This window comes from Devosia pacifica (assembly GCF_014652635.1).
Taxonomy (GTDB): domain Bacteria; phylum Pseudomonadota; class Alphaproteobacteria; order Rhizobiales; family Devosiaceae; genus Devosia; species Devosia pacifica.
The window spans coordinates 522,445-548,439 of the sequence record NZ_BMZE01000003.1 but is presented as its reverse complement, the minus strand read 5'-3'; the positions used below and the strand labels follow the sequence as shown (position 1 = coordinate 548,439).

Here is a 25,995-nt window from a genome sequence, read left to right as displayed (position 1 = left end):
CGGTTCGCGCCGACCTCTACTCCAAACGTGTGCCGAATGCACCCGCTTCATTGTCGCGTGGTGCGATACCACTGCGCGGTGCGTGCCAGCCCCTCGTCAAGACTCGCAGCCGGGTGCCAGCCGACGCTGTGGCTAAGGCTGGTGCTATCGAGCATCAGTGGCGCCAGCAAGCGTTCGACTTCCGCGGTCTTGCCGGTAACCGTGCCAGCCATCTCGATCAGGCGCGGTGAAACCGGGAACAGCCGAACGGGCACCCCGAGCGCCGCGCCGATGCGCTTCAACAGGTCCGGCAGCGTCACGTCCTCCTGGTCGCTGACGTTGAAAACCCGGTAGCCCGTGGGCTGCGCTGCCAGCAGGGCATCGATCGCCGAAGCGAGGTTGTCGAGCCCGAGATAGCTGCGCCGCGCGCTGATGCTGGCAAAGGGGAGCGGGAGGCCACGCCCAATCAGCCGGAACAGCGACAGCATCCGCGCCTTGACGCCGGGGCCATAGCACAGCGGGAGCCTGAGGGTTGTGATCGCCAGAGGTGTTCGTGCGCCTAGCGCCTGAAGCTGCTCTTCTGCTGACTGTTTGGAACGGCCATAGGCATCGTCTGGTGCCAGCGCGTCTGTTTCGCACGCGCCGGCTGCTGCCGCCGAAGGGGCGTAGACCTTGGAACTGCTCGCGAAAATGAACTGGCTGACGCCTGAAGCTGCGGCCATGTCGGCCAAGGCTGCTGTCGCGCGCGTATTTGTTTCGAAGTATGGCGCCTCATCATTGGCCATCGCCGCTGTGATGTGCGCCCGGCCGGCGAGATGCACCACCGCATCGCACCCCTCGATATGAGCTTGCCATATCGGGTCGCGCGCAAGCGGCAACCGATCGCGTGGTGCCCGTACGATCCATCCGGCAGCCTCGAGCGCCGGAACGACCGCCGAACCGGCAAAGCCGCTTCCGCCGGTGACAAGAACTGTGCGGGTCACCGGCGTTCCTCGATCACCCGCCGATAAAGGCTGACATAGTCATCGATCATGGTCTCGGCGCGAAACAGGTCTTCGGCGCGCGCCCTTGCGGCGGCGCCAAAGCGGCTGCGCATCTCAACGTCGCCATCGAGGCGCTGCATGGCTGTGCCCAGCGCATCGGCATCTGCCGGCGGAATGACGATCCCGGTTTGCCCATCAATATTGATATAGCTGGTGCCGGTCCCAAGCTCGCAGCTGATCATCGGCTTGCCGGCGAACGCCGCCTCAAGCAGTGCCACTCCAAAGGCCTCGGAGCGCAACTGCGATGGGAAGACGAACGCCTGAGACAGCGCCAGCAAAGCGGCCTTGTCGTCGTCACTGACGCGGCCAAGCAGGTGCACATTCGTCCCTGCCAGTGCTTTCAGGTCAGGGTCGAGCTCGCCCTGACCGGCAATCGCGACCGGTAGGCCGGTTGTCTTCGCTGCGCGCAGCAGAAATTCAATACCCTTGTAATAACGCGGTGCACCGACAAACAAAAAGAACCTATCGCCAAGGCGCTGTCGCCAACTATCGAGTGTCGCCGGATCAGGCGGCGCACCGGCACCATCAAGCCCGATCGGGATCACAGACGTCTTGTCGCGATACCGAGCCAGCACCGGGCTTGAGTGAACGTAATTCGGCGATGTCGCGACAATGGCGTCCATGCGCTCAAGAAAGCTGTGCATCAGCGGTGCATAGAAATGCCTCAGCCGCTTCTGCTTGACGATATCAGAGTGATAGGTGGCAACGCTGGGTTTGCCGTGCCGGGCGGCGTGGTGCAGCAGGTCCATCAGCGGCCACGGGTAATGGTAGTGCACAAGGTCGGCTTCCCGCGCCAGCCGCGAGAAATGCGAAAAGGCTGAGAGGGATATTCCCGTCGAGGCGACGTAAAGGTCCTGCCGGGCGGCTTCCGCCCAATGGTCTCCGACCGCGTAGCGCCCCGCCTTTGGCTCACGGCTGAGAAAGAACACGCCGCTGCTCACCCCATGCGCCGCGCTGCCTTGAGCAAGTTGCCAGATTACCCGCTCGATGCCGGTAAAGGAGTCTGGCAGATAGGTCTTGAAGACATGCAGAACCTTCACGGGGTGCTCCGGGCTGGGAATCGGCCGCAATTTGGCTGGCGCTCTTTAAACAATCAAGGCAGCCACGTTCGTGCCTGTTGAAATGCTACCAAGTCGCGACCGTATTACGTGCGTTCATAGGGCCGATCCAGAGCCTGGTAGTTTAACGATATTGAGGTGGATCAAGCAGCTTCGCTAGGTTAACTGCAGAAGGTGGACAGTGAATACAAAGTAAAAATCTAGATTCATGCAAAATTAATATTACCAATAGCTGAATTTGCATCAGAAAATGCGGAGTTTTTCGCGGAAAATGCGGTAATTCGGCTCCTGTACCTCTGAGAACAACAGGGAAATGTTGTTCGAGGAACGTACAATGGGTGCCACTGAAAGAGTTTCCGCCACCGGCGCAAAATTTGTCGACGATCTTCTCACACCGGCCAAGTGGGCCGCCGCCACCATCAGCTACGGCTTCGCCTCCAGCGCCAGCACCTACGGGGCAGGCTATGGTCTTGGTGAGGCCAACGATAGTTTCTCCGGCTTCGATGCGTCTCAGAAGAGCGCGGCGCGCGCTGCCTTCGATGCCTGGTCCGATGTTGCCGGTATCAGCTTCACCGAAACCTCTGCAGACGGCGCCGAGATCCGCCTCGCCAACTCCGGCAAGCCTTCGACCGCCTGGGCCTATGGTCCGTCGACTGCCGGTACTGGCGGCGACGTCTGGATCGGCGATGCGCGCTTCAATGATAACCCGGAACTGGGCAAGTATGCCTATATGACCATCATGCACGAGATCGGACATGCGCTTGGTCTCAGCCATCCGCACGATGCCAAGATGTCCGGTGCCGCGAGTGTCGAGGCTGAACTGCTGGCAGCCGAGGGCCTTTGCCCGTGTTGCGCCGGCGGGCTGCATGATGCAGCAGCCGGGCAGGGGACGCCCTCCGCCGCTCAGGCTGCGTTGTCGGCCATCGATTCAATGGCCTATTCCATCATGAGCTATCGCTCCTATGCCGGCGCCAATATTGGTGGTGGTTACACCAACGAGTCGAACAGCTACGCTCAGGGCCCGATGATGCGCGACATCGCGGCGGTGCAGGCGCTCTATGGCGCCAACTACAACACCCGCTCCGGCAACACCGTCTATCGCTGGAGCGAGACCACCGGCGAGAAGTCGATCAACGGCGTCGGCCAGGGCGCCCCGAGCGCCAACAAGGTGTTTGAAACCATCTGGGACGGCGGTGGCCGCGATACGCTCGAGCTGTCGAACTACAAGGCGGACCTCAAGATCGATCTGTCCGCAGGTGGCTGGTCCGATTTCGGCGGTCGCCAGCTGGCGGATCTCGGCGCCGGCAAGACTGCGCCCGGCAATGTCGCTCTGGCGCAGCTCGTCGATGGCGACACCCGCGCCCTGATCGAAAACGCCGTCGGTGGCAGCGGCAATGATACCATCTCCGGCAATGAAGCCGCCAATCTGCTGATGGGTGGCGCCGGCGATGACCGCCTTGAAGGCGTGGCCGGCAACAATATCCTGGTCGGCGGTTATCTCGGCAACGAACTGGATCTGGTCAGCATCAATGTGCGCGACATGATCTCGGTCGATATCGCCCCGATCAAGGCCGATGGCAACGATACGCTGATCGGCGGCGCCGGCAACGACGTGTTCATCCCCGGCGCCGGCACCAACAGTGTCACCGGCGGCGCAGGTAGCGATACGCTGGTGCTCGACTTTGCTTTCGAGGCGCTCGAGATCACCGGCGATGCCAAGACAACCCTCACCATCAGCTATGATGGCGGCTCGGTAAAGGCCACGGGTATCGAGTTTCTGGCCACCAATGACGGCATCTATTCGCTGCTCGGCCAGCCAGTCACTGCTGCCTCCGGCGAATTCCTCGAAGACATCATGCTGCTCTATAAGGCAGCCTTCGGGCGCGAACTCGATGCCGATGGCGAGGCCTATTGGAGCGGTGTCATCGACAGCAGCGACGACATGCTGCACATGGCCGGCTCGCTTCTCTACTCGCCGGAATTCGGCCAGCGCTTCGGCGAGGTCGAGACGCTCGGCAATGCCGATTACGTCAACCAGCTTTACAACAACGTTCTTGGCCGTGAAGGCGAAGCTGGCGGGCTCGACTACTGGATCGGCCGCCTAGAAGACGGCGCCGACCGCGCCCATGTCCTTCTCGCCTTCGCCCAAAGCGACGAAAACCGCCAGAACGTCTCCCTCGCCACAACTGCCTCGGAGCCGCTGGGCAAGGAAACGGAGATCGTCTCCGTCTCGCATGCCCAGTGGAGCGAGGTTTGGGGGTAGGCTGAAAGAGATGCCGACTCACGGCCGCACAACAAGGAAAGGGGCAGAGAGAAATCTCTGCCCCCTGTTGCTAAGAACGGACCGGTAAAGATGAACTAGGCTACTAAGTTGTCATCGAAAGCCGATGCGCCACCCATTCCCACGAACACCTGCATTTCGCTGTTGGCAACTACACTTCCGTTGGCGTCGATGGCGTTCAATCCGATTGTGAATACGCCATCTTCGTAATCCCATTCCTGACCGTATGTCTTAGAGGAGTAAGCTTGGAGAAATTCTTCAACAAACCCAAAATGGTAGTTTTGCGAGTTCTGGGCAACCTGCGCGCCGCCAACAGCGTCAGTTTCTCCGACGTTGTCAACGAATAGGAGTAGGTCTGGGGCGTTCCATACAGCCTGCGCGTCTTGTAGCGAGAAGTCGTCGGCGTTGACGATCCGGAACGCCTCAAAAGTCCCATCCGATTCGCCACTCAAGGCGTCAAGATCGGTCAGTTCCGCAAAGATAAATGAGGTGCTTTCCGTTGCGTCCAGATCAAAGTAAAGCTCGAACGTGAAGTCGCTGAGGCTGGATTCCGATCCGTTTAAGCCAGTCGCGATCGAAAAGTCGAAACTCCACTCCGCAAATTCGGCCCCGTCGCTCTGGCGGATGTATACACCCCCTTCTGCCTGGAAGTTGCCGCCACCTTCGTTAGTGACGTCGGCGTCGAATCGATCTCTGGCTCTAATTGCCAGTTCGATACCAGCGCCCTCATGGCGAGCAATAACGAAATCACCCTCGCCTGGTATGCCCGAACCGACCCACATGTTGTCACCGTTAAGTGCCGCCGGATCCAATCCGCCGTCGTCGACATCAATGAGGTAGTCCGAGCGGTCCCAACCCTTGTTGTAGTCGAAAACACGAACAGCGTCGTGGGTGGCCGAGCCGTAAGCACTGTCATTGCCCGAAAACACCGGGCGCGCCTCGTAATCGTCCGGAATTCGCTCCAGAAATTCTGTTTCAACATCATCTGGAAGGTTTCGGCCCATCAGCGAATCCTTATTCAAGTTCCCGAGCAAGTTGTCGTGCAGACTTTGGTCGCGAGAATTGGTAACCTTGGCCCCGAAGTCGGTGAAAGGTTCGCCACCGTTCTCGAGGTACCCGACGTATCGAATGCCCGTCTCGATCATGCCGGCGTTTATCTCGTCAACGTAGTAGCCTTCCTGCGAGTCTTCCTCGCGCGCCTTGACGTACTGGTCGTCCCAAATGTCCCAAGCGGCCTTTATGGCGTCGGCCTCGGAGTTATTGACTAGGAACGGTACTTCAATATTCGGAATTACGCCTTCAAGCTCGTAGTTTGCCTCAAGGGGGGAGCCAACTTCGGCTTCATCAATTGTGAGGCCAGTGATATTCAGTTGCCCCGCCCCTGTGACTTCCAGATTTTTCTCATGTAGAGCTGCTGCATGCGCATTAAGTTGAACACTTGCGCCAGTCAACGCGATCTCAGTAACCTCAGCTACTTCATCGGGAGTAAGCGTGACGCTCTGGTTTCCGGCTGCGAGCATCCAATCCCCGTTGACCGTGGATAGCGTAGCCGCCTTTTGAATAGTCAGAACGCCGTCCTCCAGTGTGGCGAGTGGCGTTGGCGTGCCGCCCCCACCTCCACCGCCGCCACCACCCGGTGCCGGGGCTTCGCCTTCATCCGGCGGCGTCTGGCCCTCCGGTGGCAGCGCCAATACCTCTTCGATGGCCTCTTCGATTTCTTCTCCCGTCGGGACACTGTCAGGGTCTGCGGTCACCTGGTTGAGGAATTGCTGGCCGTAAGCTTCCGCATTGGCGCCGCTATAGGCCGCAATTTCTTCCGGTGTGTCGAGGCTTGCGGTGAAAACGTCGGCCGCTGCTTCTTTGTTCTGGATGATCTGCGCATCCTCGTTCTGCGCGCCATCGAGAATGTTGATGGCAATGGTCTCGATCGGCAGAGTGCCGTTGTCGAGCGCATCCGTATAGAATGCCAGCCCCTCGGCATCTGGCTCGCGGCCGAACAGCGCCTGGTAGATCGCCGTCACGATCTCGCTGTTGCTCTGGCCGGCGAAGCGCTCTTCAAACTCCGGCGCATCGGTAAAGGCGGCGATCATCTGCGAGAGATTCTGGCCGTTATCGGTCACCTCATTCCAATATGCGAGGCCTACCGGATCTGCCGGCCGGCCGAAAATTGCTATGTAAACACCCTGTACGCTTGCCATTATACTGCCCTTTGAACGCGAATGACTTTATTGCGCACGCAAGCGGCTCTCGCCCGCTGCGCGTGAAAAAACTGCACAGTGCCTGTGGCACCGCTGCTCTGTCGTGTTTCAGGGATGACGCTCCTCCCCGTGAGGAGAAGCTTAAGTCAGTATAAACGCGTAAATCAATCGTTAAACAAAAATAGAGGTTAATACGTACGTCAGGAGACGGTGAGACACCTAATATCGTTGCAGAAAGTGTGATTTTAGTTCCATGTAAGAATTAAAGCATATGGCAATGTCCGCCCGACGAGGTAGGTGCTGTCACGGTTGCACTCGGACAAGTGAAAAGCCGCGCCGGCCCGGCGGCCGACGCGGCTTCTTACGGCACCGAGTTCATGCGGCTATTGGACGTCGTAATGGAAATTGCTTCCGACAAAGGCGAACAGTTTGTCCACGCCAGAGTCGCTTGCTGAGAACTCAATGCCCACTGCCGCATCGAAGAGCTTGGCGAGTATGTAATCTCCATCGTCGTTTAAATCGTCGATGTATCCGGCAAGTTCTTCAATCCCATCAAGATGCCCATATCCTCCAGTGCGCGTACCTCCCTCGCCCGGTTCATTGTCTCCTTCGCCGAAGCTGTTCACCAGGGTTTGCATGCTCCTCGAGGAACTGCCGATGATGTCCACGAGCTGGATGTAGAGATCGGCGCCGTCGGCGTCATCCGTGTCGAACCCGAGTGTAAACGTGTAGACATCACGATCAGTGTTTTGAAATACACCCTTGTAGTCCGTCTCGTTCTTGGACAGCTCAATGGTTTCCAGCATGCCGAAAACGTCCTCTTCCCCTTGCGAGAAGATCAGGCTGTCCGCCTGAATGCTGTTGCCGAGAGTGAACCCATGGATTTCGAGCGTGCCGGAAAGGCCCTGAAGGTCCACCGTTACGTCGTCGCTGCCATAGTTCTCATCAGAAATGCCGTCAAAGCGCTCTGTGTTGCTGCCCGCGTCGCTAAGCTGCTTCAGAACGAACGCATTGCCGTCGCGCAAGTCTTTGGGTGAGGCGGAAACATACTTATCATCTGAACCTGGTTGGAAGATCTGGCCCAGGGCGATGACCGAATCCGACCCGGCAGTAACCGTGTCGTCTTCCGTCGAGCCAAGGAAGAACCGAATGTCGCCAGTATCGGGCCCGGCGCTGAAGCTGTCGCTCTGTATGGAAAGCGTGACAGGCGGTTCAGAATGGTCGTCACTGCGAACTGCCATGTAGGTTAGGGCCTCATCCTCATTGTCGAAAAAGAATGAGAACATGCGACCTGTATCGCCGCTATTAACCTGAGTCACCACATAGGCAGTCTCCCACCCATTGATGGAGATGCCATCTATGCTTTGTTCTCCATACTCTTCTGCATAGATTCCGACAGGCTCGTCATCCCCCTCGCTTGCATAGTTCTCGAAGATAATATTGCCGAGAGTGCCTTCGAAAAAATTGAAAGGTTCGCCTTTTGCGTAAATCCCGACGCCGCCCCAGGCATTGTCGCTCGTGGTAACATTCGTCAGCGTAATGTTTTCGCTGTCTGAAAGGGTAATGCCGTTGCCGTTTGTCGTCCCCGCCACGCTGACGTCGCCGATCGAGGAATTTGTAACGCCGTTGAAGTCAATAGCTGTCTTCGTGGCGTTGTTTATGTCGATTTCCGAAAGTGTCACCCCGGATAGGGCCTCAGCCGCGTTCTTGTCTGGCGCGATCTTGAGGATAAAGGCCGAGGTGCCCGATGCATTTACGTCAAAGTCGGAAAGGGAAGCTCCTGCAGAGATGCGGAAGGCATAAACGTCCCCCGTGTTCGTAGCAATTGAATGCCCATTGCCGTTAATGGAGATTGCTTCGTCGATATTTAGCCGGCTCTCGATGGTCACGTCGGCGGCCAAATAGACTGCGTCGCCTTCAACGGCAGCGTCAACAGCCTTGTTTAAAGAATCATACCCGGCTTCACTATCCTCGCCATGATACAGCGTTACCAATGAGACGGTCGGGTAAATTTCGGTGGCTTTGCTTTCATTCCCGGCCCGGTCCGTCGCGGTCACGGATATTTCGTAGTCGTCGGGCGCGAGGTCTATATCGGCCCTAAAGTTGCCATTGCCGTCAGCGATCACCGTCAAAGGTGTTTTGTCGTCTATAGTTATCTTTACAGTTGATCCGGCTTCAGCCTTGCCTTCGATAGCAGCACCGCCTTCCACTATTTTGACGTTTGTCGGCGCATCAGGCGGGGTGGTGTCGCGTGAATTGCCACTCCCACTACCACTCCCGCCACCCGATGACGGCGGCGTCGGCTGTGGCGCAGGCTGCTCGCCTTCGCCGGGCTCGCTTGGTCCTCCGGTCGGCGGCAGCGCCTCCACTTCGTCGATGGCCTGCTCGATCTCCTCGTCAGTCGGCACGCTGTCCGGGTCTGCGGTGATCTTGCTGAGGAATTGCTGGCCGTATGCTTCGGCGTTGTCGCCGCTATAGGCCGCAATCTCTTCTGCCGTGTCGAGGCTGGCGGTAAACTTGTTGGCCGCCTCCAGCTTGTTTTCGATGATCTGCGCATCGTCGTTCTGCGCGCCATCGAGAATGCTGATGGCAATGGTTTCGATCGACAGCCCGCCGCTCTCGAGTGCCTCGGTGTAGTAGGCCAGCCCTTCGGGGTCCGGCTGGCGGCCGAACAAAGACTGGTAGATGGAGGTGATGATTTCGCTGCTGGTCTTGCCGGCAAACCGCTCTTCATACTCCGGCGCATCTGTGAACGCCGCGATCATCTTCGAGAGATCCTGGCCGTTATCCGTAACCTCGCTCCAGTAAGCCAGGCCCACCGGATCGGCCGGCCGGCCGAAAATTGCTATATAAACACCTTGTACGCTTGCCATTGTACTGCCCTCTGAAACGCTAATCCTGTGCCCACCACGGGCGAGGGAAGTCTTCTGACGCATGCTCGACCAATTGGATCGAGCGCGTATGCGCTGTTTTCCTTCCCTCGCAAAGATTTAGGCATGTATAATATTGTTAATCAATTGTTAAGTAATTGATTTAGTTAATAAATATGTAGATATACTTATGCGCGAACGCCGAAACTAAACAAGAATATGCGTTGTCCTACGCATTCACACTGATCAGATCGCTTGCCGCTTTGCTGCAGCCGAAATGGCGGGATTGCGCTTGTTTGTGAGGCGCTGCGCGGCTAGACGAGCCTTTTGGTGCACTGGGGCGCTAAGGCATGAAGCTTATTCTGGCGGTCGATCCGATCCGCTACCCGTTGACCGGCATCGGCCGCTACACGCTGGAACTGGCGCAGCATCTTAACGGCATGCCCGAGATCGAAGAGATGCGCTATTTCTCAGGTGTCGGCTTTGTGCCGGATCTGCCGGCGCCTGACATGGTGGGCGAACCTGGACGGCTTGAGCGGATCAGGCTGATCAAGCGCTGGCTCGCGCGCAACAAGGTGCTGCTGGAAGCGCATCGCGCTGTCTCGCACACCCGCCGCGCCCGGGCATTGTCGCAGAGCAAAGAGTGGTTGTTCCACGGGCCGAATTTCTACCTGCCGAAAACGCCCGGGCCGTCAGTGGTCACCATGCACGATCTGTCGGTGTTCACGCATCCGCAGTTTCACCCCAAGGAGCGTGTGCAGCACATGCATGGCGAAATCCGCCTGGCGCTGAAACGGGCGACGATGCTGATTGCGGTTTCGCAGTTCGCCCGAAAGGAAATCGCATCGCATTTCGATTGGCCCCTGGAGCGGGTCGGTGCAGCGCCCCTTGGTGCCAGCTCGGCCTATCACCCGCGCAGCCGGGAGGAGCTGCAGCCGACGCTCTCTCGGCTGGGGCTCGAGGCTGAGGGATACACGCTGTTTACTGGAACGCTCGAGCCGCGAAAGAACCTCGATGGATTGCTGGCCGCCTACGAGCAACTGCCGCAGGCCCTGCGCATGCGGTTCCCGCTGATCCTCGCGGGATATTCGGGGTGGAACAATGAGGCGATCGTGGCGCGGCTCGATCGGGCAAAGGCCGCCGGATGGGCGCGACATCTTGGTTTCGTCGCCGAAAATGATCTCCCGGCGCTGTTCGCCGGTGCGCGGGCGTTTGCCTTCCCCTCGCATTACGAAGGGTTTGGCCTGCCAGTCCTCGAGGCGATGGCCTCCGGCGCGCCTGTCGTCACGGCCGATGTGGCGTCTTTGCCTGAGGTCGCGGGCGATGCCGCAGCACTATGTGAACCAACCGATATTGAGGCGCTTGCAGCTGCACTGCATCGTGCGCTGGAAGACGAGGCATGGAGGGCAGGGGCGCGTGAAAAGGGCCTCGCCCAAGCTGCCCGCTTCAGCTGGCAACAATGCGCAAACGACACCGTGTCGATCTATAAGCAGGCAATGCAGTTCGCCTGAGGTTGGCGGCGCAATGCGCCGCCGGCCCTTTGGCGTTCGACGCGTTTAAGCCGTTAGCGCCAGCTGGCCCACATCGTCGAGCAGTTCCAGCGCGCCGACAATGGAGATGGAGCTGCCATCAGACATCACATTGGTCCAGATGCCCACCTCGCTGGCCTCGAGGTCATGCAGGTCGTGCTGCTCGATCAGCAATTTGCCGTCGCGCGCTGCAACATCGAAACCGCCCAGCCCGCTGACGATGTGCTGCAGCATGGACTGCAGGGCGTCGACCGACATACTGGTTTCAGTCGCGAAGCCAACGTTTGAAAGCACGTCGTTCATATTGTCGAAATTTATGCTGAACGCGCTCGACTCTGGAGTCTTGGCTTCAAGGCCGAGTTTGGGACTAAGCGAAACCGTCAACGGCGTGTTGGCATCGGTGTCCGACCAAGACCAGTTGAACGTCTTGCGCAACACGGCTTCGGCTTCATCGTAGGTACTGGTCGGCTTGGCCGCGCCAGTGCCGGTCGTGCCCTGGGATGTCTCGCCGGCTGCTGCACTCGTTGCCGCTTCGGCACTGGTGCCGCTGCTCGGCTGGCTTGCTTTTGTGGCTTCGGTTGCCGTCGCGGCGGTTGCCGGCTGTGCGGCATCAGCATCCTCTGCCGGCGCCGGCACTGCCTGCGTCGAAAGCTTCGTCAATACGGGCGCTTCAATCGGCAAAGGGACGGCCATTTGCGCTGCGGCCAAATCGATCTCCTGAACGATGGAGATGGATGGCTGACCAATTTGCTGGGCGCCGCCGTCCTGCGTTAAGTCGACCACCGCCTCGGTTGAGGCATCGCGGAAGAACTCCACATTCGTCTGGTTCGAGCCGTCCAATGCCAGGGCGTCGGTCTCGGCATCATCGAAGCTGAGGATCTCGGTGCTCAAAAGGTTTGCCCCGAGTTCCTTGCCGCCTGCGCTTTGCAGCAGATGATCCGAAGCCAGAATGATGCTGGCCAGCGCAGCAATCGCGACCGGGCTGTCTACCGTATCGAAAAGCCGTCCCATGACGCTCTGCGCGCGGGCAATATTATTGACGCCCTCTTTGCGCAGATCCGTGTTTGCCCCACCGGCTGCGGCTTCACGGGCATAGGCCTGGCTGGCATTGTCGAGCTTGAATAGCAAGAACACCGCCGAGATCGACATGATCACCTTGGCCGCGGGATGCAGCACCACATTCGAGGGCCGCTCGCTCTTGATCTCGAGATATTGGCGGACCTCAAGTTCGAACTGTTCGATCAGCGACCCGATGTCGTTAGCGGTAATGCGGATCGAGAGCGGATCGCACACCAGCACGCATTTGCCGTCTATCCGGGCGACATGCATGAATACATCAAGCGTACCGGGATCGAAGAAAGCCATCCAGGGCTCGCCCTGGTCGCTGAGGCCGCGATCCATTCCGATAGACACACCATTTTGCGTCAGCAGGCGGTGCGCCCGAAAGAAATCGGCGAGTTCCTGTTGCGACCAGTCTAGATCCTGCTCGCAAGCGTTTCCGGCCTTACGCCGAAACGAGAGAACACCCATGCGTGCCTTCCACTCCCTCAAAGGCCCTGAACTTGCCGGTCCCCCGACCTATCGGAATTTCCGAAAGGCTCAGCAAGACGCCGCGACAACGCGCAGGCCTGACCCCAAATAAAGACAGAAATGAATCAGTAAACCAAAACGACATGCCGCTTTTATGAGCCGCCATGATTAACACAATCATGACGGCGGTCCAGTGCAGGCATGCAACGCCCAACAAATTTGATCGGCCTATTGCTCGCGCATGCCTTTGGCGAAGGCATCTTCCAGCGGGCGCACCAGATACTGCACCAGCGTGCGCTCACCGGTGGCGATGATGATGTCGGCCGGCATGCCGGGCATCAGGCGCCCACGGATCTCGTCGGGGACATCCGCATCGTCCACGCGCACCCGCGCCATGTAATAGGGTTCGGCGCGGCTGTCCTCGGGCTGAATGACGTCCTGCGACAGCACTTCCACCTGCCCGAAGATCACCGGCGTGGTGCGGCTCTGAAATGCGGCAAAGCGCACCTCTGCGCGTGCTCCCGTATCGACGCTGTCGATATCGAGCGGCCGCACGCGTGCATTGACGATCAGGTCGTCCTCGAGCGGAATGATGTCCATGATCGGTTCCGCACTCTGGATCACGCCCTGGTTGGTGTGAATGCGTATGCCCTGCACCATCCCGCGCACCGGCGAAATGATCATTGTGCGGTCGAGAACATCGCGCGCCTGAACCACACGCTCGGAAACCTCATTGAGCTGGTCGCGTATATCGCGCAGTTCCGAGCCGGCACGTTCCTTGAACTCCTGGTTGATCTGAACGATCTGAAGCTCGGTTTCGGCCACGTTCTGCTTGATCTTGGCGATCTGCGCCGTGATCGAGCCAACCTGTCCCTGCAGTTCCATCTGCTGGCGGGTCAGTTGCGATAGCTGGTTGGTGGCGACGATACCGGATTGCTGACCCGTGGTCAGGCGATCGACCTCGTCGGTAATCGATTCGCGCTGCTGTTCAGTCGCCTGCAACTGGGTTTCGAGTCCTGCAATTTCCTCGTTGAGCTGCTCGATGCGCACTCGCAGAATATCAACCTGCCCGTCCTTGGTCGCCTTACGGTCGGCAAAGAGGGTTCGCTGTAAGGTAACAGCGGCCTGCTCCTGTCCGTCTTCGGACAGCAGAAGATCTTGCGGGAACTCGATTTGGTCGGCGTTGACGCTTTCTGCCACGAGCCGGGCTTCAGTCGCCTGCAAAATTGTCTGGCGTGTGCTGAGGACCGTATAGTTGCCCTGCGCCTGCGTCGAATCGAGGCGCACGAGCGGTGCGCCAGCCTCGACGACATCGCCTTCCTCAACGAAAATCTCGTCGACAATGCCGCCTTCAAGGTGCTGGATAGATTTGCGGTTGGATTCAACCGAAACCACACCGCTCGAAACCACGCCGGCCGCCAACGGTGCCGTCGCCGCCCATGTGCCGAACACGCCGAATGCGAGCGCAATCGTTGTGTAGCCCGCGATAACGTAGGGGCGGGGCGAGAAACTGTTGGTCTCTTTGCCGCTCTTGTTGCGGTTGCCGATGGCAAGAACCATGAATCACCTCAATGCCTGGTGGGGCAAGCTATCAGTGCTGGCGGGATCACTTGCAAGTCACGCCCGCTTGAGCAAATCCGTATTGTTACGCAGACATCTGGCCGATCTGCGCGGCGTTCTGGCGCCCCCCGGGAGCAGCCTTCGGCTGCAGGACCTCGCGGGTCGGACCGAATGCGCGCATGCGGCCATCCGCCATGATCAGTGTCTTGTCGGAAAGGGCCAGCAGCCCCATTTTGTGGCTGACAAAAACAACAGTCCGCCCGTTCTCTTTGAGCGCCTTGAGCGCCTGCACGAGGGCGTCCTCGCCCTCCATGTCGAGATTGGCATTCGGCTCGTCGAGCACCACAAGCGCCGGATCATCGAACAGCGCGCGGGCCAGGCCGACACGCTGGCGCTGACCGCCGGACAGTTGCTGGCCACCGACGCCGATCTGCGTTTCATAGCCGTCGGGAAGGCTCTGGATCAGCTCGTGACAGCCCGCCTTCTGAGCCGCCAAGATCACCTGGTCGGATGTCGCCTCGCGGAAGCGCGCGATGTTCTCAGCGATGGTGCCGGCAAACAGCTCGACGTTCTGTGGAAGGTATCCGAGATATTGGCCGAGCTCGTCCCGGTTCCAGTGGTCCATTTCTGAACCATCGATGCGCACGGTGCCGGCCAGCGGGTGCCACACACCAACAAGCGCGCGCACGAGGCTCGACTTACCGGCGCCGCTCGGGCCAACGAGAGCCAGTGTCTCACCGGCAGCGATTTCAAACGATACGCCCTGAACGATCGGTGTGCGCGATCCGGGCGCCGCGATAACCAGCTGCTCGGCCGACACTCGTCCTTCCGGGCGAGGCAACTGGGTGTGCTGCTCTTCGCCGGGGACGGTCGCGAACATCTGCTTGAGGCGGGCATAAGCCTGGCGGGCGCCGATGACCTGCTTCCACTGGCCGACGACCTGATCGACCGGGGCAAGCGCGCGCCCCATCATGATTGAGGCAGCGATCATCATGCCCGGCGAGATCTGTCCCTCCAGCGCCAGATAGGCGCCGGTGCCGAGAATGGCGACCTGCAGGCCCATGCGCACGAATTTCGACATCGACAGCAGCACGCCGGCGCGGTCGCTGGCGATGGCCTGCATCTCGAGCATACGGCGATGCATCGTTGCCCAGCGGCTACGCAGGTGCTGCTCCATGCCAAGGGCGCGGATCACTTCAACGTTCTGCAGTGTGGTGTTGGCGAAGTGCTGGGCTGCCTGCGAGTGGCTGTTGGCTTGCCCCAAGGTCTTGCGCGTCGTGACTTCGTTGAGAACCGCCAGAACGAAGATTATCACGGCGCCGCCTGTCGCAACCCAGCCGAGCAGTGGGTGAAACACGAAACAGATAACCAGAAACACCGGAACCCACGGCACGTCGCAAAGCGCGATCAGACCTGTGCCGGTGAAAAATTCACGCAGCCGATCGATATCCATCAGCGCAAACTCGGAGCGCGACGCCGGTTGCGTCAGCGTGCTCGTAACCACGCGGTTGAACAGCGGACTCGAAAGCTGATTGTCGAATCGTAGTCCGGCGCGCACCAGAACCCGCGAGCGCAGCCATTCCATCACGCCGTAAACCGCAAGCATCGCGACAGCGATCCCCGTCAGCACCAGCAGCGTCATCTCGCTGCGGCTTTGCAGCACCCGGTCATAGACCTGCAGCATGTAAAGCGGACCGACGAACATCAGCGCGTTAATTGCCGCGCTGAAAACAATCGTCGTGACCAAGACCGAACGATAGGTCTTGAGGGCGTCGGAGAAGACGTTATTTCCGTTCATGAAATACCTACGCGGTTGCGGTGCCCGAAATGGGGGCCATACGCCGATGCCAAATACCTGGATGAGCGTCGGGCGAACAATAATAATCCCGGGGCCCGTTATTCACAATCAGGCAGAACAATGTCTCATAAAGGAGATCAACAAAGTGTTCTCGTGCGTACACGTCCCTCGTACCGCGCGGCGGCCGCGCGCACAAGCCCGCTGGCCGGGGCAGATGCCTCACAAAGTGGACCGAACTAAGGCATGTGCCGAAAATGTCGCACGGGCGCAGCGTGTTGGAGCAACGCCGCGCCCGTAGCGTTTCAATCTTAGAAGAAGAAGCCGTCAGCGAAGGCGGCCTGAATGTTCGCCATGTTCTCTGCGGAGGCGGAGAAGCCGACCAACGCTTCATAGACCGAAACGTCTCCGGCCGCATAAAGCTCGGTCCAGTAGGAGAAGCCGGAATCGTCGGCTTCACGTCCCAGAATGTTGCTGTAAAGCGCCTCGATAAAGGCCTCGGCGTTGTCGACGAGTGCTCCGTAAGTCGCCTGGAACTCTTCGGAGACAATGAATTTTTCGGCGGCACTCTGGTAGGTTTCCGCACCGGCATCGAGACGGTCGAGCCACCAGCGGAAGCCTTCACTGTCGGGTTCGCGGTTCAGGCTCGCGCCATAAATTGCATAGAGGTCGCCCGCCGACCCATCGTAGTCGAGCGCCACCGTGCCATCGAGGAATTCGAGGCGATCAAGATCCGTCAGCGTGTCGTCGATGCCGGCCCCGAAGATATGCGCCGTATTGCCCTCGACGGTAATTTCAATGCCGCTATAGGGCAGGGTGTAGGTCACGACATTCAGGCCGTCGACCTCGGTGACGACGCCGGTTGTCGGCTCCTCGGGGGTCGTCGGGGTGCTGCCGTCTCCGGCAAGGCCTGGCACATCGGCGAGAATGGTGGATGGATCGTAGTCCCTGAGCGCTGACAGCAACTCCTGCTTGCCGGCTTCGACCAGTTCCGGATGATCCCAGATATAGCGCAGCAGTTCTTCGGTCTGCGGCGTCAAGGCTCCTGGAGGCGCTGTGTTGATGATCGTTTCAACCGGAAACATCTGGGTCAGATCGCCATACGCCTCAAGCGTATCGATCGTCACTTGGATGGATAGTTCGGCGAATGCTGTAAAATCGAATTCCATGTTTCCTGCCCCACGTTGGAAATTACTGTCGTCGAGCGGGATAGACTTTCAGAAGCGCTCGGCAACCTCGCGCAACGCTTAAGGCAGTCACCGGGAGCGGGGTATACCGGGTTCAGGGTATTGACGCGATATTTCGCTTAACGAACGAAGCTTTAGTCCCAGATCGAGAACATCGCGTTCTCGACATACCGCAAGTGTTCGCTCATCGCAGTGCGGGCACCCTCGGGATTGCCGGAAAGGATCGCTTCAACGATTGCCTGGTGATCGACCAGAATATGGCTGCGCAACTCGGAAATTTCAGCCAGATGCGAGTGAAAGCGACGGTCGAGATCTTCGTTTCGGGACCGCCAGAGCGTCGCCAGAACCTCACGCAAAACGCTGTTGTTGCAGGCATCGGCGATGCTCATATGCAGCATCTCGTCGCGGCTTGATGACCATTGGCCTTGCTGGGTATCCCAGCGCATGTCGGCAATAACACCTTGCAGCCGCTTGTGGGTTGCCTCGTCGGCATTCTCGGCCGCAAGCGCCGCGGCTTCCGGTTCGGTCATAAGCCGCACCTTCATCACCTCGACCGGCGAATGGCTTTGATCGAGGACCTGAACCCCATTGACCCCGCGACGAACAAACGCGCCAACACCGACTCGAATATCGATAAGTCCGGCGACCTCGAGCGCAATCAGCGCTTCGCGCACCGTCGGTCGGCTGACCCCGAGTTCGGCCGCGAGGTCCCGTTCCGATGGCAGTTGCTGATCGGCAGACATCGCGCCGGTGGCAATCAATTCGCGGATCTGGTCTGCGATCTGGACGTAAAGTTTGCGGTTGGACACCGACTGAAGCTTCATCATTCCCCCAACAATGCCCGAACGGCACGGGCGATGCACTAGCTAACTTACAGCCGGCAAGAGGCGAAGTCTACTGGTCAGGCCACTTGACAGCCAAGCAGCCTGAGTTCATCGTGTTGGCGTTTGCTGGGGAGGGGAGGCCTTCGCAGCGCAGAAATTGCAGACCGGCGCCGGGCGCCTGAGGAGGACGAGCGTGAACGAAGCCATTTCCGTCAAAGATCTGGTGTTGGCAGAGGACAAGAAGGACTGGTTCGTCGCCGACCGTTTCGGCATGTTCATTCACTGGGGGCTGTACGCACTCGGTGCACGCCATGAGTGGCTGAAGAACCGCGAGGAAATTGCGCCGGAGGACTACGAGAAGTACTTCGAGCATTTCGATCCCGACCTTTACGATGCACGCGAATGGGCGCGCCGCGCAAAGCAGGCCGGCATGAAGTATGCCGTTCTCACCAGCAAGCACCATGAAGGCTTCTGCCTGTGGGACAGTCAGGTCACAGAGTATAAGGCGACCAATACGCCGATTGGCCGTGACCTGCTCGCCGAGTACGTGGAGGCATTCCGGGCCGAAGGTCTAAAGATCGGCTTTTATTACTCGCTGATCGATTGGCATCACCCCGATTTCACTATCGACGTGCACCATCCGCAGCGCAATCATCCGGGCGTCGAGCAGCTCAATTCCGGCCGCGACATGACCCGCTATGCGGCTTACATGCGCGACCAGGTGCGCGAGCTGCTGACCAATTACGGCAAGATCGACATCATCTGGTTCGATTTCAGCTACCCGAAGCGCGAGTATCGCGGTCTGCCCGGCAAGGGCCACAAGGATTGGGAAAGCGACAAGCTGCTGGCTCTTGTGCGTGAGTTGCAGCCGGGCATCATGGTCAACAACCGCCTCGATCTGCTGGAGGAGGAGGGTTACCTGCCGGACATGACGACGCCAGAGCAGTACACGCCACGCGTCGCCCCGACGATCAAGGGCCAGGAGGTCACCTGGGAGGCCTGTCACACCTTCTCCGGTTCATGGGGTTATCACCGCGACGAAGATACCTGGAAGGATCCCGACCAGTTGATCAAGCTGCTGGTCGACTCGGTATCGCTTGGCGGCAATCTGCTGATGAATGTCGGCCCGACCGGGCGCGGCACCTTCGATGAGCGCGCCAACCAGGCGCTTGAGGCATACGGCGAGTGGATGCGGCTGCATGGCCGCTCGATCTACGGCGCCGGCGTGTCCGAGTTCGAGGCGCCGCGTGACTGCCGCTTCACGCAGCGCGGCGATCGGCTCTACCTGCACATCTATAGCTGGCCGTTCCGGCACATCCATCTCGAGGGTATGGCGGGCACATTCGACTACGCACAGTTCCTGCACGACGCCAGCGAAGTCCACTGGCTCGAGTCTGCCGAAGAGGTCGACAGCAATGTCGGCGTGGCGGTGCCGAAGGGGACGGTGACTTTGGAGCTTCCCGTCAAGAAACCCGGCGTGACGGTTCCGGTGATCGAGCTCTTCCTGAAGCGCTGATCATCTTTTGCGAGGGGAGGGACGGCGCGGGGCGTCGTCCCATCATGGTCATCAAAGGAGGAAACCATGAGGACACTGACTAGACTGACTGCCATTGCGCTGCTTGGCGCAGCTTTGCCATTGCAGGCCGCGATAGCCCAGGACGAGCCTGTGACGCTCACCTGGACAATGTGGAGCGGTAGCGACGCCGAAACCGCCGTGTGGCGGCACTTGGCAGACATGGTCACCGAACAGCATCCGGACATCACCATCGACCTGCAGACGGCATCATGGGGCGATTACTGGACCCGGCTCCCGGTCCAGGCCGCTTCCGGCCAGTTGGGCGATATTGTTGCGATGCAATCGCTGCGTGCGCCGAACTTCTACCAGATCCTCGAGCCTCTCAACGAACGCATTGATGGCGACGGCTTCGACATCGATGCCTTCGATTCCTCGATCGTCGGTGGCCTTTCTGTCGATGACACCGTCTATGCGCTGCCATACGACGTCGGCCCGTGGATGATCTTTTACAACAAGGACCGCTTCGAGGAAGCCGGGGTCGAACTGCCAGAGCCCGGCTGGACAATCGAAGATTTTACCGAAAAGGCGCAGGCTCTCACCAGCGACGGCAATTACGGCTTCGGCTTCTATCCGGTCGACTACGCCATGTTCTCCTCGGCACTGGGTGTCGATTATCTCGACGAGGACGGCAACCTTGCGCTGAACAGCCCAGAAGCTGTCGGTGCAGCCGAAACGCTTGCCAACCTCGTGACCGAACAGGAAGTGGCGCCTGTTGTCGCCAGCGGTCCGGATTCCGGCACGATCACCAGCGGCCGTTTCGACTCCGGCAATATCGCAATGTATGTCGATGGTCCGTGGGTGATGGTCAACAAGGCCCAGGATGTCGATTTCGAGATCGGTCTGGCGCCGCTGCCGCGTGGTGAAGGCGACCTTGAAGCCGTGACCGCAGGCTCCGGCTTCGGTATTGCGGCAACCAGCGACAACAAGGATGCTGCGTGGAGGGCCATCCAGGTTCTGACAGGCCCTGAAGCGCTCGAATATCTTGGTAGCGAAGGCCGTGCCCTGCCGGCGCGGACTGCCCAGCAGGCCTCCTGGTTCGATGTTGCCGCCGCAGATGTCTATGGCGCCCGCGAAGCGCTCGAATACTCCCTCGAGCACTCGGCCACCTACGAGATCACCAGCAACTGGAACACGGTCGAGAACCTGATGAACCAGTACTTCCCGCTGGCGCTGACGGGCAACCAGAGCCCGCAGCAGGTGATGGACACCATCCAGTCGCTCGCAACCCAATAGGGTCCCCCCAGCACCGCGGGGCGTACGCCCCGCGGTGACCCTTTGGCGAGGTTATCATGTCCCAAACGTCCGAGCCGCTTGCCACCTCACGGCGCCCCACTTCCATGGCGCGAAGGGAAGCAGGCACCGCGATCCTTTTCCTGCTGCCCAGCCTGATCGGCTTTCTGGCCTTCATGCTCTTTCCCATCGTCGCTTCGCTGGGGTTGAGTTTCACCAACTGGTCTTTGCTCGCGCCGCCGTCTTTTGTTGGCCTCGCCAACTTCCAGCGGCTGTTCACGACAGATCCGATCTTTTTCACGATCCTCGGCAACACGCTGTTCTTTACGGCCGAGTACCTCGTCCTCAACATCGTGATCTCCATCGGCCTCGCTGTCTGGATCTCGAGCCTCAAGATCGGTCAGCGCTGGTTCCGCGTGATCTTTTTCATGCCGACTTTCACCCCAACGATCGCCGTCTCGATCGTCTGGCTCTTGATCTTCACGCCCGGCGGGCTGATGGATTACGTGCTCGATCTGTTGCAGGTGAACTTTCCGAACCTGCTGCTTGATCCCAATCTCGCCATGCAGGCCGTCATTGTCGTCACGCTTTGGGCGAGCGTCGGCTACAACATGATCCTGTTCAACGCTGCGCTCGATCTCGTGCCGCAAAGCTATCTCGAAGCTGCCAAGATCGACGGTGCCAATGCCTGGCAGCGCTTCTGGTACATCCGTCTGCCGATGATTTCGCCGACCATCTTTTTTGGCACGGTGATGACCGCGATCACGGCGCTTCAGGTCTTCGACCAGATCTTTGTTCTGACCAGCGGCGGCCCCGGTTCGTCTACGGCAACGCTCGGCTACGCCATCTATCAGAACGGATTTCAGAACTATCAGATGGGCTACGCCTCATCGATGGCCTGGGTGATGTTCGTCCTGATCATGATGCTCACCGGCTTCCAGTTCTGGCTCCAGCGTAAATGGGTGCATTATGACAGCTGAAACCGCTTCGCCAGCATCGTCGGCCAAAGCCGGGCGCAAATCCCGCCGGCGCAAGCGCTCGGCCGCGTCTATCGGCCTCGATGTCCTCAATCACGGCCTTTTATGCGTCGTCGCGCTGTTCTTCCTGTTCCCATTCTTTTGGATGGTTTCGAATGCAGTGCGCGGCAATGCCGAGGTGCTGGCCATCCCGCCGCGGCTGTTTCCCAATGAATGGCAGTGGGGCAACTTCGTCGAAGCCTGGCTCTACCTGCCGTTCGGCCAATTCTTTTTGAACAGCGCGATCGTTGCCGGCAGCGTCACAGCGATCACGGTTGTTGTGTCGGCACTGGCCGCCTATGCGTTTGCTCGCCTGCGTTTTCCGGGGCGTGAGGGCATCCTCGTCGCCTATCTCGGCACGCTGATGATCCCGCAGGCCATGCTTGTCATACCGCTGTTTCTGATCATCAGCCGGGTGGGTTGGATCAACACCTATCAGGGCCTCATCCTGCCTATGGCGTTCTCTTCGTTCGGCGCATTCCTCTTGCGCCAGTTCTTCCTGTCGATTCCAAAAGAGCTCGAGGAAGCGGCGCTGATCGATGGCGCATCACGCCTGCGGATTTTGGTGTCGATCTTTGTGCCGATGGCAATGCCGGCGATCGGTTTGCTGTCGCTGTTCACTTTCATTGCACAATGGAACAACTTCCTGTGGCCGCTGATCGTTGTGAACGGTATGGACAAGGCAACGCTTCCACTCGGCCTCACCATGTTCCAGACACAGCAGGGCACGGCCTGGAATTACATCATGGCCGGCGCGACCCTCTCAATGATCCCCGGCGTCATCCTGGCGGTTATCCTTCAGCAGTTCATCTACAAAGGCATCACCATCGGCTCCGGATTCGGGGGGCGCTGAGATGGTAAGAATTACCGGGCTGACGACCCACGACCTGCGGTTCGACACGTCCTCGTCCCGTGATGGTTCGGACGCGATGAACCCTGATCCCGACTATTCGGCGGCTTACGTCGTGCTTGAGACCGATAGCGATCTTGAGGGGCACGGGCTCAGCTTCACCATCGGCCGTGGCAATGAAGTTGTCTGTGCCGCCATCGAGGCGCTGCGCGCACGTGTCATCGATCTCGATCTCGATTGGATCGCGGCCGACCCCGGCCGCTTCTGGCGCCACGTCACCGGCGATAGCCAGTTGCGATGGATCGGCCCCGACAAGGGCGCCATCCATCTTGCCACGGGTGCGGTCGTCAACGCCGCCTGGGATCTTCTGGCAAAGCACGCCGGCAAGCCTGTATGGCGGCTCGTCTCCGAGATGAGCCCCGAACAGCTCGTGCGGTGCATCGATTTTCGCTACATCACAGACGCCGTTACCCCCGAGGAGGCGCTCGCAATTTTCGAGCGTGCCGAAGAGGGTAAGGCCGAGCGTATCGGAATTCTCGAAGCTGAAGGATATCCGAGTTACACCACATCGGCCGGGTGGCTCGGTTACTCGAACGAAAAGCTCGCAAGACTGGCGCGCGAGGCTGTCGAGGCAGGTTTCACCCACCTCAAGCTGAAAGTCGGCCGGGATCGCGACGACGACATCCGGCGCCTCTCGATCGTCCGCGATATCATCGGCCCGGACCGGTTGTTGATGATCGATGCCAATCAGGTCTGGGAGGTCGATGAAGCGATAGACTGGGTGGGTGCGCTCGCGCCTTACCAGCCCTACTTCATCGAAGAGCCGACAAGCCCTGATGACGTTGCGGGGCATCGAAAGATCCGCGAGGCAATCGCCCCGATCCGCGTGGCGACCGGCGAGATGTGCCAGAACCGTATTTTGTTCAAGCAGTTCATCGTCGAGGACGCCCTGGACATCGTGCAGATCGATGCCTGTCGCCTCGGTGGGCTGAACGAGGTTCTGGCAGTCCTGGTCATGGCCGCCAAATACGGCAAGCCTGTATGGCCGCATGCCGGTGGCGTTGGGCTATGCGAATACGTCCAGCATTTGTCGATGATCGACTATCTCGCGGTGTCCGGCACCAAGGAAAACCGGGTGATCGAATTTGTCGATCACTTGCATGAGCACTTCGTCGACCCGTGCGTCATCCGCAACGCCGCATACATGCCACCATCGCGACCGGGTTTTTCCATCGAGATGAAACCGGATTCGATCGCAGCGCACAGGTTTCAGGCCGGATGATGCAAAGCAATCTTATTTTGGTTTCCGACCCTCGTGTGCCGATAGCAGAAACCGCGCCAGCACCTCGGCCACTGCATCGCTGTGGGAGGCTTGCGCGAAGGACGCTTTCGCAGCATCGAGCGTTGCCGCAGGCACCTGCTCCTTCCGCAGATCGACAAGCGCCAGAGCATAATCGTCGCTGAATTCAGGATGCGGCTGAAGGCTCATCGCCCGGCCATTGTTGTAGACGAGGCCGGCATGTGGGGTGAACGGGGAAGCAAGGATCGTCTGTGCTTCTGGTGGCGCCTCAACCACCTGATCTTGGTGCGAGCAGGCGACCTGCACCAGTTTGGGTAGTGGATCGAGGACACTGCTCGTGCTGGTTCTCGTATAGTCGTGTCGGCCTATCCCCCAGCCGCCCGGCGCGCGTGCTACCTGACCGCCCAGCGCATCCGCCATGATCTGGTGACCAAAGCAGATACCGACCATCGGTACGCCCGCCGCATGAGCCTTTTGAATGAAGGCACGAAGCGGCTCGATCCATCTAAGATCATCATGGACACCGGCGGGAGACCCGGTGATTGCGACACCTTCAAGTGTTTCCGGATCAGGCAGCGCAATCCCGTCCTCAACAGTCACCGTATCGAATGAGAACTCGCCAGGCGCAGCATTGGCGAACATACGCCGGAACATCTCGGGGTAGGAGCCATACTGGCTTTGTAGCGGGCCGGGCACCGCGCCCGTTTCAATGATCGTGAGTTTCATGCTGAAGCCTTTTGGCATTCGCATACAAAAAGCGGCGGCCCCGGGCAATCCGGTGCCACCGCATGTCGAGCGAACGCAGCGTGGTAATCAGGCGGCTTGCGGCTCGAAGTCTAGAGCAATGCCGTTGATGCAGTAGCGCAAGCCTGTCGGCTCCGGACCGTCTTCGAAGACGTGTCCCTGATGCCCGCCACATCGGCTGCAATGAACCTCGGTGCGGGTCATGCCAAGCGTATTGTCTACCGAAGTGCCGATCGCACCCGGCAGGTAGTCGTAAAAACTGGGCCAGCCGGTACGGCTGTCATATTTGGTTTCAGAAGCGAACAGAGCCTGCTGGCAGCCAGCGCAGGTGAATGTGCCGGCGCGGTATTCCTCGTTAAGTGGCGAGGTATAGGGGCGCTCAGTGCCATGTTCGCGCAGGATGTAGAACTCTTGTTCGGTCAGCCGCTCGCGCCATTCATCGGCGGAAAGACTCACTTCAAAGTCACCTTCTGCTGCGATGCTAGTCGAATCCGGCCGCAGCCCAAAAACCAGACCAGTGGTCACGAGTGCGCTGCCGGCAAGCAAAAGCGAACGTCTGCTGATAGTCATGTCGGTCTCCTATCTGGAACCGCTGAATGAGAACCGCACCCGGCGACGGAGGCGACGCCGGGTGCGGCCTGACGTGCAATATTTAGACCCTGGGCATGGTCATTGCACGTCACGGCTTGGTGACACGGGGGAGCGCCACCAAGGCTTGCCCGAAAGGCAAAAAACCCTTCGAGCAAAAAACTGCTTACTCGGCAGCCGGGGTCAGCACGGCGTCGATGACGTGGATCACGCCATTGGACTGGCGCACATCGGCGATCGTTACGTTCGCCACGGTGCCGTTCTCGTCGGTCACAGTCACGCCGCCATCATCGGTCGTTGCGAGGGTCAACGTGCAACCGCCGACAGTGTCGACCATATGCTCGCCGCCATCATCTTCGACCATCGACACGATATCTCCGGACATTGCGAGCGCCGGGATCACATGACAGCCAAGTACCGTCTGCAGCTGCTCAAGGTTTTCTTCCATCAGCAGTGTGTCGACAGTGCCTTCCGGCAGAGCTGCGAAGGCTTCGTTGGTCGGTGCAAGCACGGTGAACGGGCCTTCGCCGGACAGCGTGTCGACAAGGCCAGCTGCCTGGACAGCGGCAACCAGAGTGGTGTGGTCAGCCGAGTTGGCGGCATTCTCGACGATATTCATTTCCGGCGACATTTCGGCGCCGCCTACCATCGGGTTTTCCTGTGCAAACGCTGCGCCCGAAAGCGAAGCGGCGCCCAGCATGGTGGAGACTGCGATAGCGCGTAGTGCGAATTTCATAGCTCGTTCCTTCCTTGGATCGTCCGTATTTTTTTTGATCGGACGCCTGTAGGTACGAGTACTCTTGAATGCCAGTTTCGGGCCTAGAGCCTTTTTTCTTG

19 protein-coding genes are annotated in these 25,995 nt (G+C 59.4%); 7 read left to right on the top strand and 12 right to left on the bottom strand.

The window, feature by feature from the left end:
* Positions 1-47: 47 nt before the first annotated feature.
* Together IE127_RS15500 and IE127_RS15495 are read right to left on the bottom strand one after the other, a co-directional pair.
* Positions 48-962 (bottom strand): NAD-dependent epimerase/dehydratase family protein, encoded by a 915-nt coding sequence (locus tag IE127_RS15500; protein WP_189426608.1) that lies wholly within the window; start codon positions 960-962, stop codon positions 48-50.
* On the bottom strand, positions 959-2,062 hold the full coding sequence (locus IE127_RS15495) for a glycosyltransferase (protein ID WP_189426607.1): 1,104 nt from the start codon (positions 2,060-2,062) through the stop codon (positions 959-961). The genes IE127_RS15500 and IE127_RS15495 overlap by 4 nt, the downstream gene beginning before the upstream one ends.
* A gap of 352 nt (positions 2,063-2,414) precedes the next feature.
* Here IE127_RS15495 and IE127_RS15490 point away from each other — a divergent pair, with 352 nt between their 5' ends.
* The gene (locus tag IE127_RS15490) at positions 2,415-4,343 is read left to right on the top strand and encodes a DUF4214 domain-containing protein (protein ID WP_189426606.1); all 1,929 of its coding nucleotides are present in this window, start codon (positions 2,415-2,417) and stop codon (positions 4,341-4,343) included.
* A 95-nt stretch (positions 4,344-4,438) separates the two neighbouring features.
* Here the strand turns inward: IE127_RS15490 and IE127_RS15485 are convergent, their stop codons facing one another.
* Complete coding sequence (locus IE127_RS15485) at positions 4,439-6,559, bottom strand: DUF4214 domain-containing protein (protein ID WP_189426605.1); 2,121 nt, start codon at positions 6,557-6,559, stop codon at positions 4,439-4,441.
* A gap of 383 nt (positions 6,560-6,942) precedes the next feature.
* Positions 6,943-9,324 (bottom strand): Ig-like domain-containing protein, encoded by a 2,382-nt coding sequence (locus IE127_RS15480; RefSeq protein WP_244640272.1) that lies wholly within the window; start codon positions 9,322-9,324, stop codon positions 6,943-6,945.
* 455 nt (positions 9,325-9,779) lie between these two features.
* Here IE127_RS15480 and IE127_RS15475 point away from each other — a divergent pair, with 455 nt between their 5' ends.
* Positions 9,780-10,940, top strand: a complete 1,161-nt coding sequence (locus tag IE127_RS15475) for a glycosyltransferase family 4 protein (protein ID WP_189426603.1) — start codon at positions 9,780-9,782, stop codon at positions 10,938-10,940.
* A 45-nt stretch (positions 10,941-10,985) separates the two neighbouring features.
* Here the strand turns inward: IE127_RS15475 and IE127_RS15470 are convergent, their stop codons facing one another.
* The 5 genes from IE127_RS15470 to IE127_RS15450 form a co-directional block, all read right to left on the bottom strand.
* Entirely contained in the window at positions 10,986-12,488 is a 1,503-nt protein-coding gene (locus tag IE127_RS15470; RefSeq protein ID WP_189426602.1) for a hypothetical protein, read from the bottom strand.
* Positions 12,489-12,716: 228 nt separating this feature from the next.
* Complete coding sequence (locus IE127_RS15465; protein WP_189426601.1) at positions 12,717-14,048, bottom strand: HlyD family type I secretion periplasmic adaptor subunit; 1,332 nt, start codon at positions 14,046-14,048, stop codon at positions 12,717-12,719.
* Positions 14,049-14,133: 85 nt separating this feature from the next.
* Positions 14,134-15,846, bottom strand: coding sequence for a type I secretion system permease/ATPase (locus IE127_RS15460; RefSeq protein ID WP_189426600.1), 1,713 nt, complete (start codon positions 15,844-15,846; stop codon positions 14,134-14,136).
* Positions 15,847-16,154: 308 nt separating this feature from the next.
* A complete protein-coding gene (locus IE127_RS15455; RefSeq protein ID WP_189426599.1) occupies positions 16,155-17,012 on the bottom strand; it encodes a DUF4214 domain-containing protein in 858 nt (285 codons plus the stop codon).
* A 152-nt stretch (positions 17,013-17,164) separates the two neighbouring features.
* On the bottom strand, positions 17,165-17,854 hold the full coding sequence (locus IE127_RS15450) for a FadR/GntR family transcriptional regulator (RefSeq protein WP_189426598.1): 690 nt from the start codon (positions 17,852-17,854) through the stop codon (positions 17,165-17,167).
* Between the two features lie 193 nt (positions 17,855-18,047).
* Between IE127_RS15450 and IE127_RS15445 the strand changes: the two genes are divergently transcribed.
* From IE127_RS15445 to IE127_RS15425, 5 genes are all read left to right on the top strand, one after another.
* Complete coding sequence (locus IE127_RS15445; protein ID WP_373297329.1) at positions 18,048-19,370, top strand: alpha-L-fucosidase; 1,323 nt, start codon at positions 18,048-18,050, stop codon at positions 19,368-19,370.
* A gap of 66 nt (positions 19,371-19,436) precedes the next feature.
* Complete coding sequence (locus IE127_RS15440) at positions 19,437-20,663, top strand: ABC transporter substrate-binding protein (protein ID WP_189426597.1); 1,227 nt, start codon at positions 19,437-19,439, stop codon at positions 20,661-20,663.
* 56 nt (positions 20,664-20,719) lie between these two features.
* Positions 20,720-21,640, top strand: a complete 921-nt coding sequence (locus IE127_RS15435; protein ID WP_189426596.1) for a carbohydrate ABC transporter permease — start codon at positions 20,720-20,722, stop codon at positions 21,638-21,640.
* Positions 21,630-22,529 carry a carbohydrate ABC transporter permease gene (locus IE127_RS15430; RefSeq protein ID WP_244640222.1) on the top strand — a complete coding sequence of 300 codons (900 nt, stop codon included), beginning with the start codon at positions 21,630-21,632 and terminating at the stop codon, positions 22,527-22,529. Before IE127_RS15435 ends, IE127_RS15430 begins: the two co-directional genes overlap by 11 nt.
* Position 22,530: 1 nt before the next feature.
* Positions 22,531-23,808, top strand: a complete 1,278-nt coding sequence (locus tag IE127_RS15425) for an L-fuconate dehydratase (RefSeq protein ID WP_189426595.1) — start codon at positions 22,531-22,533, stop codon at positions 23,806-23,808.
* A 12-nt stretch (positions 23,809-23,820) separates the two neighbouring features.
* On the opposite strand, the gene IE127_RS15420 is transcribed toward IE127_RS15425, so the two are convergent.
* The 3 genes from IE127_RS15420 to IE127_RS15410 all read right to left on the bottom strand — a co-directional run bounded on the left by IE127_RS15420 (position 23,821) and on the right by IE127_RS15410 (position 25,894).
* Positions 23,821-24,552 carry a type 1 glutamine amidotransferase gene (locus IE127_RS15420; RefSeq protein WP_244640221.1) on the bottom strand — a complete coding sequence of 244 codons (732 nt, stop codon included), beginning with the start codon at positions 24,550-24,552 and terminating at the stop codon, positions 23,821-23,823.
* 87 nt (positions 24,553-24,639) lie between these two features.
* On the bottom strand, positions 24,640-25,134 hold the full coding sequence (gene msrB / locus IE127_RS15415; RefSeq protein ID WP_244640269.1) for a peptide-methionine (R)-S-oxide reductase MsrB: 495 nt from the start codon (positions 25,132-25,134) through the stop codon (positions 24,640-24,642).
* Between the two features lie 190 nt (positions 25,135-25,324).
* Complete coding sequence (locus IE127_RS15410) at positions 25,325-25,894, bottom strand: fasciclin domain-containing protein (RefSeq protein ID WP_189426592.1); 570 nt, start codon at positions 25,892-25,894, stop codon at positions 25,325-25,327.
* Between the last annotated feature and the right edge of the window lie 101 nt (positions 25,895-25,995).